This is a genomic window from Thiomonas sp. DCM-2, assembly GCF_056820905.1.
In genome coordinates, this window is sequence record NZ_CM165962.1 from 245,953 (window position 1) to 261,092 (window position 15,140).

The 15,140-nt window shown below is 68.0% G+C and carries 13 protein-coding genes; 3 read left to right on the forward strand and 10 right to left on the reverse strand.

Annotated elements, in window-relative coordinates; translation table 11 throughout:
• The first annotated feature begins 6 nt into the window (after positions 1 to 6).
• Together recN and rapZ are read left to right on the forward strand one after the other, a co-directional pair.
• Positions 7 to 1,668, forward strand: a complete 1,662-nt coding sequence (gene recN / locus AC1ZQA_RS01205; RefSeq protein ID WP_482678026.1) for a DNA repair protein RecN — start codon at positions 7 to 9, stop codon at positions 1,666 to 1,668.
• 18 nt (positions 1,669 to 1,686) lie between these two features.
• On the forward strand, positions 1,687 to 2,652 hold the full coding sequence (gene rapZ, locus AC1ZQA_RS01210) for an RNase adapter RapZ (RefSeq protein ID WP_482678027.1): 966 nt from the start codon (positions 1,687 to 1,689) through the stop codon (positions 2,650 to 2,652).
• Here rapZ and AC1ZQA_RS01215 read toward each other — a convergent pair.
• From AC1ZQA_RS01215 to AC1ZQA_RS01225, 3 genes are all read right to left on the reverse strand, one after another.
• On the reverse strand, positions 2,607 to 2,801 hold the full coding sequence (locus AC1ZQA_RS01215) for a hypothetical protein (RefSeq protein WP_482678028.1): 195 nt from the start codon (positions 2,799 to 2,801) through the stop codon (positions 2,607 to 2,609). The genes rapZ and AC1ZQA_RS01215 overlap by 46 nt on opposite strands.
• An 11-nt stretch (positions 2,802 to 2,812) precedes the next feature.
• Positions 2,813 to 3,886 (reverse strand): YeeE/YedE thiosulfate transporter family protein, encoded by a 1,074-nt coding sequence (locus AC1ZQA_RS01220; protein WP_482679260.1) that lies wholly within the window; start codon positions 3,884 to 3,886, stop codon positions 2,813 to 2,815.
• Between the two features lie 62 nt (positions 3,887 to 3,948).
• Complete coding sequence (locus AC1ZQA_RS01225; protein ID WP_482678029.1) at positions 3,949 to 4,977, reverse strand: sulfurtransferase; 1,029 nt, start codon at positions 4,975 to 4,977, stop codon at positions 3,949 to 3,951.
• A gap of 236 nt (positions 4,978 to 5,213) precedes the next feature.
• Between AC1ZQA_RS01225 and AC1ZQA_RS01230 the strand changes: the two genes are divergently transcribed.
• A complete protein-coding gene (locus AC1ZQA_RS01230) occupies positions 5,214 to 6,455 on the forward strand; it encodes a sensor domain-containing diguanylate cyclase (protein WP_482678030.1) in 1,242 nt (413 codons plus the stop codon).
• A 282-nt stretch (positions 6,456 to 6,737) separates the two neighbouring features.
• Here AC1ZQA_RS01230 and clsB read toward each other — a convergent pair whose 3' ends face one another.
• The 7 genes from clsB to gshA all read right to left on the reverse strand — a co-directional run bounded on the left by clsB (position 6,738) and on the right by gshA (position 15,052).
• Positions 6,738 to 8,162 (reverse strand): cardiolipin synthase ClsB, encoded by a 1,425-nt coding sequence (gene clsB / locus AC1ZQA_RS01235; RefSeq protein ID WP_482678031.1) that lies wholly within the window; start codon positions 8,160 to 8,162, stop codon positions 6,738 to 6,740.
• Complete coding sequence (locus AC1ZQA_RS01240; protein WP_482678032.1) at positions 8,159 to 8,992, reverse strand: endonuclease/exonuclease/phosphatase family protein; 834 nt, start codon at positions 8,990 to 8,992, stop codon at positions 8,159 to 8,161. The genes clsB and AC1ZQA_RS01240 overlap by 4 nt, the downstream gene beginning before the upstream one ends.
• 11 nt (positions 8,993 to 9,003) lie before the next feature.
• Entirely contained in the window at positions 9,004 to 9,504 is a 501-nt protein-coding gene (gene nudB / locus AC1ZQA_RS01245) for a dihydroneopterin triphosphate diphosphatase (protein ID WP_482678033.1), read from the reverse strand.
• Positions 9,505 to 9,601: 97 nt separating this feature from the next.
• Positions 9,602 to 10,261 (reverse strand): peroxiredoxin, encoded by a 660-nt coding sequence (locus AC1ZQA_RS01250; RefSeq protein ID WP_482678034.1) that lies wholly within the window; start codon positions 10,259 to 10,261, stop codon positions 9,602 to 9,604.
• Positions 10,262 to 10,443: 182 nt separating this feature from the next.
• Positions 10,444 to 12,723, reverse strand: a complete 2,280-nt coding sequence (locus tag AC1ZQA_RS01255) for a sensor histidine kinase (protein ID WP_482678035.1) — start codon at positions 12,721 to 12,723, stop codon at positions 10,444 to 10,446.
• 36 nt (positions 12,724 to 12,759) lie between these two features.
• Positions 12,760 to 13,755, reverse strand: a complete 996-nt coding sequence (gene gshB, locus AC1ZQA_RS01260) for a glutathione synthase (protein WP_482678036.1) — start codon at positions 13,753 to 13,755, stop codon at positions 12,760 to 12,762.
• Positions 13,756 to 13,759: 4 nt separating this feature from the next.
• Entirely contained in the window at positions 13,760 to 15,052 is a 1,293-nt protein-coding gene (gshA, locus tag AC1ZQA_RS01265; protein ID WP_482678037.1) for a glutamate--cysteine ligase, read from the reverse strand.
• Positions 15,053 to 15,140 lie beyond the last annotated feature (88 nt).

Consider the following 15,140-nt stretch of genomic DNA (forward strand, 5'->3'; position numbering starts at 1 on the left):
TGAACCATGCTGCTCCACCTGCACCTGCGCGATGTTGTCATCGTCCCCGAGCTCGACATCGACTTTGGCCGGGGCTTTACCGTGCTTACCGGCGAGACCGGCGCGGGAAAATCCATTCTGATCGACGCGCTCAAGCTCGCATTGGGTGAGCGCGCCGACAGCGGCGTGGTACGCAGCGGTGCGGCGCGCGCCGAGATCAGCGCCGAGTTCAGCGTGAACACGCCATTGGCCGCCTGGCTGGACGAACAGGGCTTTGCGGTCGAGGGCGACAGCGTGCTGCTGCGCCGCGTGATCGACGCGCAGGGCAAGTCGCGCGGCTTCATCAACGGCAGCCCGGCGACCGCGGCGCAGCTCAAGCGTGCTGGCGAGATGCTGGTCGACATCCACGGCCAGCACGCCTATCAGGGCCTGGTGCGGCGCGAAGTGGTCACCAGCCTGCTCGACGGCTACGCCGGTGCGCAGCCTCAGGCGCAGACTGTGGCGCAGGCCTGGGCGCAATGGCGCGCGGCGCAGCAGGCGCTGCATCAGGCCCAGCAGGACGCGGGCGCTCTGGCGGACGAGCGCGAACGCCTGCAATGGCAGTGCGACGAACTCGACCGCCTGCACCCCGCGCAGGGCGAGTGGGATGCGCTGGAAGCCGAGCACAAGCGGCTGGCGCATGTCAGCAGTCTGCTCGAAGACTTCGCCACCGCGCAGGCTGCGCTCGACGGCGAGGAACTCAGCGCGCTGGCGCTGCTGGCGCAGGCGCAACAGGCGCTGGAACGCGCCGCGCAGGTGGACACCGGCCTGCAGCCGCTGGTGCTGCAGATCGAGTCCGCGCACACCAGCCTGCACGAACTCGCCCACGATCTGCATCGTCTGGCCGAACGGACCGAGGCCGATCCGCAGCGCCTGGCCGAACTTGACGCGCGGCTGGCCGACTGGATGCGTCTGGCGCGCAAGCACCGCGTGCCCCCGGCCGACCTGCCGCAGGCGCACGCCGCGCTGCGCGAGCGGCTGGCCCAGCTCGACCGCAGCGCCGATCTGCCGGCCCTGGAGCAGGCGGAACACGCCGCGCAGACCGTGTTGCAGCAGGCTGCGGCCCGGCTCACCGCGCTGCGGCGCAAGGCGGCGCAGCAACTTGCAGGCGCGGTGCAGGCGGCGATGCAGGATCTGGGCATGCCCGGCGGGCGGTTCGATGTGGCGCTCACCCCGCTGGACGCAGTGGGCGCGCGCGGCGCGGAAAGCGTGGAGCTGCGCGTGGCCGCGCACCCCGGCGCCGAGCTGCGCGCGCTGGGCAAGGTGGCCAGCGGCGGCGAGCTCTCGCGCATCGCACTGGCCGTGGCCGTGACCACCAGCGCGCTGCAGGACACCGACACCCTGATCTTCGACGAGGTGGACGCGGGCATCGGCGGCGCGGTGGCGCAGACCGTCGGGCGCTTGCTGCGCAAATTGGGCCGCGACCGCCAGGTGCTCGCGGTCACGCATCTGGCGCAGGTGGCGGCCTGCGCGCAGCAGCATGTGGCGGTGCGCAAGCAAAGCAGCGGCCGGCAGACCGCCAGCCTGCTCGACGTTCTGCAGCCGTCACAACGCCAGACGGAAATCGCCCGTATGCTGAGCGGCAATGCGCAGTCCAGCGCCGCGCTCGAACACGCGCGCGAACTGCTCGACGGCTGCGACGCCGCCTGATCCGCCCTCGACTCCGCCATGAACCCGTCTGAACCCTCTGCAACGCAACCATCGGTCGATCCGCGTTCCACCCATCAGCTGGTGCTGATTTCGGGGCTGTCGGGCTCGGGCAAGTCGGTGGCGCTGGCCGCGCTCGAAGACTCGGGCTACTACTGCGTGGACAACCTGCCGCCGCAGCTCATTACCGCGCTGGTCGCGCAGACCCGGCAGTCGGGGCAGTTGCGCGTGGCCGTGGCGGTGGATGCGCGCAGTGCCGAGTCGCTGGCCGACGTGCCGACCCTGCTGAAGGATCTGCGTGCCTGTTGCGAGGTGCACGCCCTTTATCTCGATTGCGCAACCGATACCCTGGTGCAGCGGTTTTCCGAGACGCGCCGTCGCCATCCACTGACCAGCCGCATCACCGCGCAGCAGGCGGGCAACCCCGCAGCGGCGCGCGGCGAGGGCTATGCCAATGCGCTGATCGAGGCCATCGAACTCGAGCGCGAGCTGCTGCGTCCGGTGGCCGAAATCGGGCTGCATCTCGACACCAGCCAGATGAAGGCGGCGCAACTGCGCGACTGGATCAAGCAGACCGTGCGGGTGCAGGCGTCGCAGATGGTGGTGCTGTTCGAGTCGTTCGCGTTCAAGCGCGGCGTGCCGCTCGATGCCGACTATGTGTTCGATGTGCGCATGCTGCCCAACCCGCATTACGACCCCGCGCTGCGCCCGCTGACCGGGCGCGACGCCCCGGTGGCCGACTTTCTGCTGCGCCAGCCCGAGGTGCTGCAGATGCAGGCCGACATCACCGCCTTTCTGCAGCGCTGGCTGCCCCGGCTTGCGGCCGATCACCGCAGCTATGTGGGCGTGGCCATCGGCTGTACCGGCGGGCAGCACCGCTCGGTGTTTCTGTCCGAGCAGCTCAGCCGCGCCTTCGGCGCCCAGTACACCGTGCTGCTGCGTCACCGCGAGCTCGACGCCTCCGGCGCCGGCACCAGGGAACAGTGACCGGCGTCCATCGCCGGGCCGTTGCCCAGCGCCAGGGGTGGCGGCTCGGCGAAGCGGTCGTGCGGCGTGCTCACCCGCCAGTCGAGCACCAGCAGCGCGAGCACCGCGGCCCAGAACAGGGCGATGCGCCAGGAAGATCGACGGTGCATCGGACGGGCCCTCAATCCTGCATCCCCAGCCGACGACGCAGCCGCACGCCCAGCAGACTGCCGCCGAACGCGCAGGCGAACCACACCCAGCCGTGCAGACTGCCGGTGGCGATGCCGGAAAAATACGCCCCCACATTGCAGCCGAACGCCAGCCGCGAGCTGTAGCCCAGCAGCAGTCCGGCGGCGATGGAGGCCAGCCACTGCCGCGTCGGCAGCTTCACTGCAGGGCAGGCCGTGCCCTTCCAGCGCGCCGCGATCAGCGCACCGAGCAGCAGCCCCAGATCGGTGATGCTGGTGTTGTCCGCCAGCACCGTGGCGTGCAGCTGCGCCTGTTGCGCGGGCAGGCCCCAGAACGCGTTGTGGCTGAGGTCGATCCCCAGCGCCTGCACGATCTTCGCCCCCCACAGACCCAGTCCGTAGACGATGCCCCAGGGCTGGCCGGCGACCACCAGATTGGCCGCTGCCAGCAGCCCCAGGCCGATGGCGGCCCACCACACCGCAGACCCCTTCCAGCGCGACGGCTGCGGGCGGCGCCAGCGCCACAGCAGCACGGCCAGCAGCGCAAGCATCGCGAGTTGCGCCGTCAGCGTCCACCCCGCACCGAGCACATGCACCAAATTGACCGGCGGCAGCGCACCGAGTGCCAGCCAGGCCGGCAGCTGCGCGGCGCCGAGAAAGCTGCCGAACACGAAGGCGGGCAATACCGCCAGGCTGACCGGATGCCCGAGACCGGCCTTGTACAGCGTGCCCGAACCGCAGCCATCGGCCACCTGCATCGCCGCGCCGAAGACGAACGCGCCGACCAGCAGGCTGATCGACAGCGGACCGTCCGCCCCTTCCAGCTCGGGATGTGCCGCCAGCAGCGGCACACTCAGCAGCATGGCCACCGCAATGCCCACGCACTGCGCCCACAGCCCTTTGGGATCGCGCCGCGTGATCCACACCCGCCAGCCGGTGGTGAAGCCAAACGCCGCTGCAGCCAGCAGCACGCCGTAGCCCAGGCCGATCAACCACAGCAGCCCTTGCCGCCAGCCCACCAGCCAGGTGATCGCCGCAAACCCGGCGAGCGCGGCGATGAGCAGCATGCCGGTGCTCAGGCGCTGGCCCTGCCGGGGGATTGACGCGGTCTGCGGCGGCAGCGTCGCGGTCAGAGGGATTGCCATGTGCTCTCCAGTTGTTGCCACAGTTGCTGCAGCCGGGTGGGGACATGCGCCATCGGCGCCCCGGCGCGCGACCAATCGACCATCGAGCCGGGGTACAGCGCCACATGCGGCTGATGCAGCACCTCAGACAGCACGAACCAGTTGATCGCAGCCCAATGCCCGGTATTGCAGAACGACACCGTGCGCTGCACACCGGGCGGCTGCGGCAGGGTGCGGGCGATGCGTTGCAGCACTTGTGCGTCCGGCAGCGCGCCGCCGCCGTGCGGAAACCAGCGGGCGTGATCGAAATCCAGCGCGCCGGGCAGGGTGCCGGGTCGGGCGGCGGCGGGCGCCTTTTCGCGGCCCAGATAGAAGACGGCTGGCCGCGCGTCGAGCAGCAGCACGCCGGAGGACTTCAGATCCTTCTCGACCGCAGCGCGGGTGGCGAGCAGCGCGTTGTCGAGTTGTGGGGTGAATCGGCTGGGCGTCACCGCAGTGGGCTGGCGCGTCAGCGGCAGGTCGGCGGCGCGCCAGGCGGTCATGCCGCCGTTGAGAATGGCGAGCCGCTTGAACCCCAGCCACTTCAGTGTCCAGTACACCCGTGCCGGAGCGCCGAAGTCGCTGGGGTCGTTGCCTGTGGCCACGAGAACCACGGGCGTTTCAAGACGCAGGCCGAGGCGCCGCACCAGGGCAGTGAACTGCGCCAGCGGCAACAGCGCCCCAGGGTTGCTCGCCGGGCCGCGCCAGTCGGCGTACGGCGCGGGGATGGCGCCGGGAAGATGCGCGGCGTCGGGCGCGGCGGCGTCGTCGCGAATGTCCACGATCTGCACAGGGCCGGTCCATGCCGCCAGCGCCGATGCCGAAATCAGCGGACCAAAGGCCGATGGCTGCTGCGCCAGCGGCGCGGCGTTCACCCCCTGCTGCAGCGCCCAGGCGGCGAGCAGCCAGAACACGGCGAGGGCGCGCCGCACATGCTGCCATCGGCCGCGCAGGGCCGCTCCTGTTGGTGTGTGGAATTGCTTGGCGTGTTTCATGCCCTGCATTTTGGAAATGCAGGCCGGAAAAGGGAACGACAGAGTTGTCATGCCCATCCAACTGCGCGGAATAAGGGCGGCTGCGAGGCCTGCCGCTCCGTGCGTTCATGCAGGCGTCTGGCTCGGGAAAGGCAAACGTTTCGGACAGACTCGGCAGCTCACTCCAGTGCTACCCTTACTGTCTTCGTGCCTTCCGGTTTCGCAAGCCATATGTCCAGTGTCGTGAGAATCCCGTGATGGAACCGGATGCTCCCCTCTCGCCCAGTGCGGCCTGGATCGCGCAGTTGCCTGCCTCCGTGGCCATGCTGATGGGCGACACCGTGCGCTATGCCAACGCGGCGGCGCTGCGCCTGCTGCGGGCGCAACAGGCGGGCGATGTGGTGGGCAAATCGGTCGAGGCGTTCATTCACCCCCTCGATCTGCACCGGTCGCTGGCCCGGTTGCGTCACGCCGAAAGCGGCGGCATCAACCCCGTCACTGAAATCCGCGCCTATGCCTGCGATGGCACGCCGCTGATGCTGGCCATGAGCAGTGCCATCGTGGTGGTGGACGACCAGCGGGCGGTGCTGGCCACTTTCCTCGACATGACCGAGCGCGCAGCGATGGAGCAGCGCCTGCGCCAGACCGACGAGGACTTTCAGCGCATGATGAACACCATGCAGGACGTGTTCTATCGCACCGATGCGCAGGGCATCACCCGCTATGTCTGCCCGGCGGTGAAAAACGTGCTGGGCTACACGGCCGAGGAGATCATCGGCCTGCCCGCTGCGGCGTTCTATCCCGATCTGAGCGAACGTGACGCCCTGGTGGCCGAGATCAAGCGGCACGGCGCCGTGCGCGACTTTCCGGGCCGCATGCGACGCAAGGACGGTGTGATCATCGACATTTCCATCAGTACCCAGGCGCTGCGCGACGAGCGCGGCAACTATGCCGGGGTCGAAGGCATCTGGCGCGACATCACCGAGCGCAAGGCGCTGGAGCGCAGGCTTGAACACCTGGCCACCTGCGACAGCCTGACCGACATCCACAACCGGCGCAGCATCCTCACCGTTCTGGAACAACTCCTGCAGCGCAGGGCGCCGGTGTCGGTGCTGCTGCTCGACCTCGATTTTTTCAAGCAGGTCAACGACCGTTTCGGCCATGCCGGTGGCGACTGTGTGCTGCAGCGCTTCGCCCACATCATCCGCAGCGAAAAACGCAGCCGCGACTTTTTCGGGCGGCTCGGCGGTGAGGAATTCCTGCTGATTCTCGACGGCGCCGATGCCGCCGAGGCACTGCAGATCGCCGAGCGGCTGCGCACCAGCGTGAGCGCGCAGCCCATTGCCCTGCGAAACGAACAGGCCGTGGCGCTCACGGTGAGTATCGGTCTGACGCAGGCTGGCCCCGATGACGGCAGCGCCAGCGATGTGCTGCTGCGCGCCGACCGCGCGCTGTATCGCGCGAAACAACAGGGGCGCAACCGCGTGTGCTGCGGTTGAAGTGGCATCTGCGGTGTTGTTCTCCACCCCACCCCAACCCTCCCCGCCAGCGGGGAGGGAGCAACGTTGCCTGCCGTCTTTCCCTCCCATGCGCGCGGGAGGTTGGGAGGGCATCTGAAGATTGCGCGAAGCACTGTTCCCTCCTCCCCCCACGCGTGGGGGAGGTTGGGTGGGGGATCGTTGTCAGGCAGCCTGGCTGCTCTCAAGAAGACATCGCAGGGTCGCCCCGAGTTTTCTCGACCCCACGGGGGCGGGTCGGCGAACCGGCCCTGGTGGGCGTGCTCAATACTCGTTTTTCAGCCCGCCCGCCAGAGCAACGAAGGCACGTGCCGCCACCGCGACGAAAGGCCGCAGCCACCATGGGGCGCGGGTACGCAGCCGGGCCGGGGTGTTGATCGGCAGAGAGCGGGTGATCTGGCTGTCGATGTGTGCGGCCAGTTCGCGGGCGAAGGCGCGGTCGCGCACGGCGAGATTGGCTTCGAGGTTGACCAGCAGCGACAGTGGGTCGATGTTGGAACTGCCGACGGTGGCCCAGTCTTCGTCCACCACGGCAACCTTGGCATGCAGGTAGGCGGGGGTGTACTCGAAGATCAGCACCCCGGCGCGCAGCATTTCGCCGTACAGCGCCCGCGCGGCCCAGGCGGCCATGCGGTAGTCGATCCGCCCCTGCAGCAGCAGCTTGACCTGCACCCCACGCGCTGCGGCATGTTTCAGCGCCTGGCGAAAGTCGCGCCCCGGATAGAAGTACGGGCTGACGATGAGCACGCGGTGCCGCGCCCGGTTGATGGCGCGGATATAGCTGTGCTCGATGGCGCGGCGCTGCGCGAAGTTGTCGCGCACGACCAGGGCGGACAGGCTTTGCGCAAGGGTGGTTGGCGTGCGGCGCGGGCGGTCGGGCGCAGCTGCATCGGCCCCGGGCTGGTCGGGCCGCAGCGGTGCGCCGTCTTCGTCGGCCGAGGGGTTGGCGTTGCCCCAGTCGAGCAATTCCTGCCAGTAGGCGCGTTGGTTGGGCGAGGTGTCGAACACGCCGGGGCCGGGCAGCTTGCGCAGGCGGCGCTGCAGGCTGCCGGCCAGCACGGTGCGCAGCCAGAGGCGCTGCATGACCCACTGCGTCTGTCGGGCGAGATGGCCCTGGTATTGCACAGCGTAGTCCAGCCGGGGCTGCGCGCTCCAGCCGTGATGGATGTCGAGCCGGTCGTCGATGAGGTTGATGCCGCCGATGAAGGCGGTGTGCGCATCCACCACGCACAGCTTGCGGTGCAGCCGCCGCCAGCGTCCGCGCTGCACCACGTCTGGCCATTTGCGCCAGGGGCGGAACACCATGAATTCCACCCCGGCCTCGGCGAAGCGGGACGACAGCGTGTCGATGCTGGCGCCCGAGCCCAGCCCGTCGACCAGCACGCGCACCTGCACGCCGCGCTGCGCAGCGTCGCACAGGGCGCTGGCGATGCCGAGCGCCACGTCGTCAGTATGAAAGATGTAGGTCTGCAGCCAGATGCTCGCGCGGGCCTGATAGATGGCTTGCGTGAGTGCGGGAAAGAACGCGGCGCCGTAAGGCAGCAGGCGCGGCAGGGCGCCCTCGGTCCAGTCCAGGGGCTGGTCGTCGCCTGCCGGGTCAGGCATCGGGCCCGGCACCAGCACCGGCGCCGGGTTGCTGTCGGCTGCGGGTGGTGGCGGCGAGGCGGGAGGATCTGGCGAGGTGTTCACGCCGCGAGTCCCGCAGGGGCAGAGGCCTGCTCGGGTGGCGTGACGTCCGGGCACTGCGGTGCGGTGCAACGCAGGGCGGCGAGCAGTGGCGCATGGTCGGACAGTCGGGCCCAGCCGCGTCCCCAGCCCAGGCCGATTTCAACCGCGGTCAGGCCGCGGGCATAGATGCGATCGAGCGGCACCAGCGGCAGGCGGGCGGGGTAAGTGCGCACCCGCTTGCGCCACGCGGTCTTGCCGTTGGCCTTGAGCGGCGGCTCGCTCACGTCAACCAGGCCTTGTTGCAGCAGTTGCGGACCGATGCGGCCGTGCCAGTCGTTGAAGTCGCCCGCGACGATGAGTGCGGCCTGGGGCGGCACCTTGGCGGCGATGTAATCGAGCAGCCTCTCGGTCTGGCGCTGGCGGCTGACCGCAAACAGGCCGAAATGCACCACGATGCAATGCAGCGGTCCTCCCCGGGGCAGTGCCACCTGCACATGCAGCAGGCCGCGCTGCTCGAAGCGGTGATCGGACACGTCGCAATGCGCGACATCGATGATGGGGTAGCGCGACAGCAGCGCATTGCCGTGTTCGCCATGCCGGGTGCAGGCATTGGTGCGGTAGGCCGCGTGCAGGCCCAGCGCGTCTCCCAGAAAGTCGTGCTGCGGCTGGGTGGGCCAGCCGCTCAGGCGGCGGGCGTTGCGCAGATGCAGAAACTGCACTTCCTGCAGAAACACCAGATCGGGCTGCAGCCCCTGCAGTGCGGACTGCAACTCCAGAATGCTGGCCCGCTTGGCCGGGCCATGGCCGAGCACGCCCTTGTGGATGTTGTACGAGGCGACGCGCAGTTCCATGGCGAATCGGTTCAGCCGCGCCGAACCCGCCGGGGAAGCTGGCGGATGGCGTCGGCATTCGAGGCGGAAAAACAGCGTTCTGCGGCCTCGTGCCAGGGCAGCCACAGCAGCGCCCGGTGTTCGCGCTCGGCAAGCTGCACCGGCGTGCCTGCGGGCACTTCCAGACTGAACACATGCTCGGTGTTTTTCCACACGCCGGGCGGATAGCGGTGCCGCCACAGCGGATAGATCTCGTACACATTGGCCAGATGCCAGTCGCGCAACGCGCCTTGCGGCACGGCGATGCTGCCGACGTGGATGCCGGTTTCCTCCTCCACTTCGCGCGCTGCGGTGGCCGCAAGAGGCTCGCTGAGCGCATCGATGCTGCCGGTGACGCTTTGCCAGAAGCCGGGCTGCCGGGCACGCTCGATCAGCAGCACCTCCAGCGCGGGCGTGTGAATCACCACCAGCACGGAGACCGGAATCTTGTGCCCAGCCGCAGTCGGGTTGGAAGTGCTCTGTGTCGTATCCATGCGTCGCAGTGTATGGCAATGCGGGCAAAAAAACGCCTCCACGGCGCTGGCGGTGGAGGCGTTGAACCGGGCCGCGCAGGCGGTCAGGTCGGTAGGATCAAAGCGACTTCTTGGTGAAGTACCAGTCGGTGACTTCCATGCCCTGCTTGGGACCTTCGGTGACGCGCTCCTCGGCCGCGGCCGTGGTCTTGGGCGGCGGCACGATGACCTTGTCGCCCGGGCACCAGGCTTCCGGGGTGGCCACGCCGAACTTGTCGCTGGTCTGCAGCGCCTGCAGCAGGCGGACGAACTCGTCGATCGAGCGGCCATTGCTCATCGGGTAGTACACCATGGCGCGCAGGACGCCGTTGGGGTCGATGAAGAAGGTGGCACGCACGGCCTGGGTGTCGGCGGCGCCGGGGTGGATCATGCCGTAGGCGCGGGCGACTTCCATCTTCAGGTCTTCGATGATGGGGAAGGGGATGTCCACGCCGAAGTGCTGCTTGATCGACCGCACCCAGGCCAGGTGGGCGAAGATCGAGTCGATCGACAGACCCAGCAGCTCGCAGTTCATCGCCTTGAACTTGTCGTGGTTGCGGGCGAAGCCCATGAACTCGGTGGTGCACACCGGGGTGAAGTCGGCGGGGTGCGAGAACAGGATCAGCCACTTGCCCTTGTAGTCGGCCAGGGTACGCGGGCCGTGGGTGGTGACGGCGTTGAAGTGGGGCGCGGGTTCGTTGAGGCGGGGCAGGCCGACGGTTTCAGTGTTTTGTTCCATGATTGAGGTCCTTTTGGTTGAGAAAAAAACGCGGCGGGTGTGCCGTTGAGAAAGAATTTTAGGGATAACCCTGTAATTGATCCAATGGATTGTTCTCATCGAACAGTTAGGAAAAATGTATAACGAGAGCGCTCCCGCACACAGCCATTGTGCGACGCGCAGCCGACGGGCGTGAACAGGCCCTAGATCAACCCGGCCTGCAGTGGGAAGATGAGTTCCACCCAGGTGCCCATGCCGGGCATCTGCGTCCGCGCGGGGGTACCGTCGGCAGGGGGAGGCGGTGCCGTGGGGGGGCGGTCGGCGCCGCTGCGCCATGCGATGCGACCGCCCAGGGCGCGGGCGCGGATCTGCATGCTGGTCAGGCCGTGGCCGCTCGCCCCATGCACCGGCGCGATGCCGACGCCATCGTCCATCACGTCCAGGCGCATCTGCGTGCCCTCCTGCACCGTGAGGCGCACGGACACACGGCTGGCATGCGCATGGCGGATGGCATTGCTCACGGCTTCCTGCAGCAGCGCGCGCAGGTGGTATTGCTGCGCGGCGTCCTGCGGGGGTTGTGCCGGCGCACTCTGGTAGGGACGGGGCGTGGGGGCGAGGCCGCCGATCAGCGGCGGCGGCCAGTCGAGTTCCATGCCGGCGGCGGCCAGGCGCTGCGCAGTTTCGGAACGGATGTCGGCCGCGAATTCGTCCCACGGCTGCGCGTGCTGGCGCAGACCGCGCACGATGGCGCGCAACTGGTCGATGGTGGTCATCAGCATGGCCTGCTCACGCTCACCCTGCACCAGATGGCGCAGGGTGAGCAGCTTGGCGCCGATGTCGTCATGCAGATCGCTGGCGATGCGGTCGCGCTCCTGCTGCACGCCGATCTCCAGCGCGTCGCGGCCCGCCGCCGCCTGATTGAACAGGGTGACGATGGCGGTGGCGAGTTCGGCATCGGTCACGGTGAACAGCCGCTGACCGGCGCTGCGCCCCTGCAGGCAGCGCGCAGCCATGCCACCGGCCGGGGCGACGCGCAGCTCCATGCCATCCTGCGCCAGACCGATGGCCTGATCGCCACGGGTCTGCGCAAGCGGCAGGTTGTGCAGCGGCTGATACAGGCGGTCGAGCAGCCCGAGCCAGCGCCGCTCGCGTTCCTGCGATTGCGCGGTGAACGCCACGGAGATGATCTCCGGCAGCAGCTTGTCGATCGGTGGCAGCTCGCCCTGCATCATGCGGCTCCACAGCCATTGCCGCAGCGGCAGGTAGAGCAGACCGGCCACCAACAGGGTGAGGATGAGCGAGAGGTCGTGGCGCCAGTTCAGCAGCAGCACCAGCAGCATGTCGAGCACGACGATCAGGCCCAGCCCCAGCACCCACAGCAGCAGGCGGTAGGCCCAGCGGTCGAGGTCGAACAGGTGATAGCGTCCCACGCCCAGCGCCAGGCCGAGATACATCGCGAGGAAAAAGCCGAAGGCGTAGCCCTGCTGCATGGGCGGAAAGATGCCGAACATGCTGGAGCCGAAGGTGAACACCACAAAGGTAAATGCTCCGAGCATGGCCGAGAGAATGAACCAGCGCAGCGCGGCGCGGTCGGCGGCGCGCATGGCACTGCGTCGCCACTGCACCACGGCCAGGGCCACGGCCAGCAGAATTTCGAGCAGCAGCGGAATGCGCACACCCCAGCCGACGTCCGGGGTGGAGCGCAGCACATCGGCAGCCCACCAGGCCAGGATGATCAAGGGAATGGGCCAGAGGAATTTCGGCGCCGCCAGCCGTGCCGGGTACACCAGAAACAGCGCCGCCAGCGCGCCGCCAAAGCCCAGCCCGCCGAGGTGATTGATGGCCGACAGCACCTCGAACAAGTGGCCAGGCAGCGCCAGTTCGCGGGTGCTGTAGATCGCGGCGGAGAAGGTGTTGGGCAGAAACAGCAGGCCAGAAAGCGCGAGCAGCCGCCCCGACCCGCTTTGCGGCTTGAGGGCATAGACCCAGGCACCGACCAGCAGCGCCACGCTGCCGCACAGCAATTGAAACCAGAACACGAACGGCAGACTCGACAGCGGACGCCCCGATGACGGCTGAATGTGCTGTTCGATGATCTGCCCAGCCGGGTCGCGCCAGCGCAGCAGCAGCGGTCTGGCCTGCAACTCGGCGATGTGCGTCTGGCGCTGGAAGAAGGCCTCGACCTGCGCATAGGTGTCGAAGAAGTCGGGCTCCTCGATCAGGTCGCTGGCGTTCAGGGTCACGCGCTGATCGCCCGTGCCGATGGACAGCAGGCGCGAGCCCGGCCGGACTGCGGCTGCCGGGCCGCTGCGGGCAACATCTGTCACCAGTATGCCGGGGCTGGACGGATCGCCCTGCGGCGACAGGGTCAGGCCCAGCCAGGGTTGATGCAAGGCCAGCGACAGACTGGCAGTGACCCCGGCAAGGGTCAGCAGCAGGGCCGCCATCAGCGTGCGGGCGGAGCGGGTTTGCGGCGAGTGCATGATGGGCGGATTGTCGCCCAAAGCCAGCCGACGGCGTCAGTGTGCGCGTGCGCGCGCCACGGCCCGTTCGAGCGCCAAAATGAAGCGTGCCGCCACGTCGCAGCCGGACTGCTGGGTGATTTCCTGAAAGCAGGTCGGGCTGGTGACGTTGATCTCGGTGAGCCGGTCACCAATGATGTCGATGCCCACCAGCAGCAGGCCTCGCGCGGCCAGCACCGGCCCGAGCGCGCGGGCGATGGTCCAGTCGGCCTCCGACAGGGGTTGCGCCACGCCCAGGCCGCCCGCTGCGAGATTGCCGCGGGTTTCGCCGTCCTGCGGAATGCGTGCCAGGCAATACGGCACGGGCTCGCCGTCGATGATCAGCACGCGCTTGTCGCCCTGCGCAATGGCGGGGACGAAACGCTGCGCCATGATGGTGGTCGTGCCGTTTGCGGTGAGGGTTTCGATCACCACGTTGAGATTGGGATCGGGGCTGCCGTCGGCCTGCTGGCGCAGGCGAAAGATGCCCGTGCCGCCCATGCCGTCGAGCGGCTTGAGGATGATGTCACCATGCTCCGCATAGAACGTCTTGATCTCGGCAGCGCGGCGGCTGACCAAAGTGGGCGCGATGAGCTGCGCAAACTCCAGGATGGCGAGTTTTTCCGGATGGTCGCGCAGCGCCCGCGGGCTGTTGAACACCGCCGCGCCATCGCGCTCGGCCTGCTGCAGCAGATGGGTGGCGTAGAAGTATTCGCTGTCGAACGGCGGGTCCTTGCGCATCAGCACCGCATCGACATCGCGCAGCGCCAGCGGTCGCTGGTCGAGCACCCGGTACCAGTCCTTGCCCTGGAGGGCACCGGTGAGCTCGATCCGGCGGCAGACTGCGCAGACCGGGGAAGCAGCCGCGCCACCGCCCCCGCTCCAGTGCAGATCGGCCGCCTCGCACACCCAGATCGCATGCCCGCGCGTCTGCGCCTGGCGCATCATCGCGAAGGTGGTGTCCTTGTGGATCTTGAAAGACGCGATCGGGTCGGCGACGAACAGCAGTTGCATGATCTCAGCCCAGCTCGGTTTCCGGGTCGGTGCGTTCGAGCTCGTAGCTGGCGGCCACCATCGCCAGCCGGGCGATGACCCCGTACATGTAGAAGCGGTTGGGCCCGCTGGTGCCCGGGGCGGCTTCCGGGTGGGTGACGTTGAACTGCTCCTCGAACGCCAGCGGCACGAAGTGCATGCCGGGCGCGTTGAGGTTCTCGTCGGGGCCACGGTCGGCATGGACGCGGTAGAAGCCGCCGACCACGTAGCGATCCATCATGTAGACCACCGGCTCGCACACCGCCTCCTGCAGCCGCTCGACACTGGGCACACCTTCCTGCACCAGCACCTCGCTGACTTCCATGCCCTCCTTGACCACGCTCATCTTGTTGCGCGTCTTGCGGTTGAGGTCTTTGACGTCGCTGGGATCGCGCACGGTCATCACGCCCATGCCATAGGTGCCGGCGTCGGCCTTGACGATGACAAAGGGCTTTTCCTGGATGCCGTATTCCTTGTACTTCTTGCGCACCTTGGCGAGCACGCTGTCGACCGCGTCGGCCAGGCAGTCTTCTCCGTGGCGCTCGTGGAAGTTGATCTTGCCGCACTTGGCGAAGTAGGGGTTGAGCATCCACGGGTCCACGCCGATGAGCTTGGCAAACTTCTTCGCCACATCGTCATAGGCATGGAAATGGTTGGACTTGCGCCGCACCGCCCAGCCCGCATGCAGCGGCGGCAGCAGGTATTGCTCGTGCAGCCCCTGCAGGATGGGCGGAATGCCGCCGGAGAGGTCGTTGTTGAGCAGGATGGTGCAGGGGTCGAAATCCTTGAGGCCCAGGCGCAGCTTGTTGCGGATCAGCGGCTCGACGACCAGTTCTCCGCCCGACGGCAGCTTCAGGTGCATGGGCTCGGTGACCGCCTCGTCGAGCGAACCCAGCCGCACGTTCAGCCCGGCCTGGCGGAAGATGCGCATCAGCGTGGCCACATTCTCCAGATAGAAGGTGTTGCGCGTGTGGTTCTCGGGGATGACCAGCAGGTTCTTGGCCTCGGGGCAGATCTTCTCGATCGCTGCCATGGCCGCCTGCACCGCCAGCGGCATCATCTCCGGCGAGAGGTTGTTGAATCCGCCGGGATACAGATTGGTGTCGACCGGTGCGAGCTTGAAGCCGGCATTGCGCAGATCGACCGAGCTGTAGAACGGCGGTGTGTGCTCCATCCATTCGAGGCGGAACCAACGCTCGATGGAGGGCTGCGCTTCCAGAATGCGCTGTTCGAGTTCGAGGACGGGGTCGCCAGAAGACGTGATGAGATGCGGGATCATTGTTCTGTTCGGGAAGGCATGGACAACCCCGATTCTTGCAGACGCAGCGCAAACGCGCTGAGTGGCTGCCCGAGTGGCTGCGTCTGCA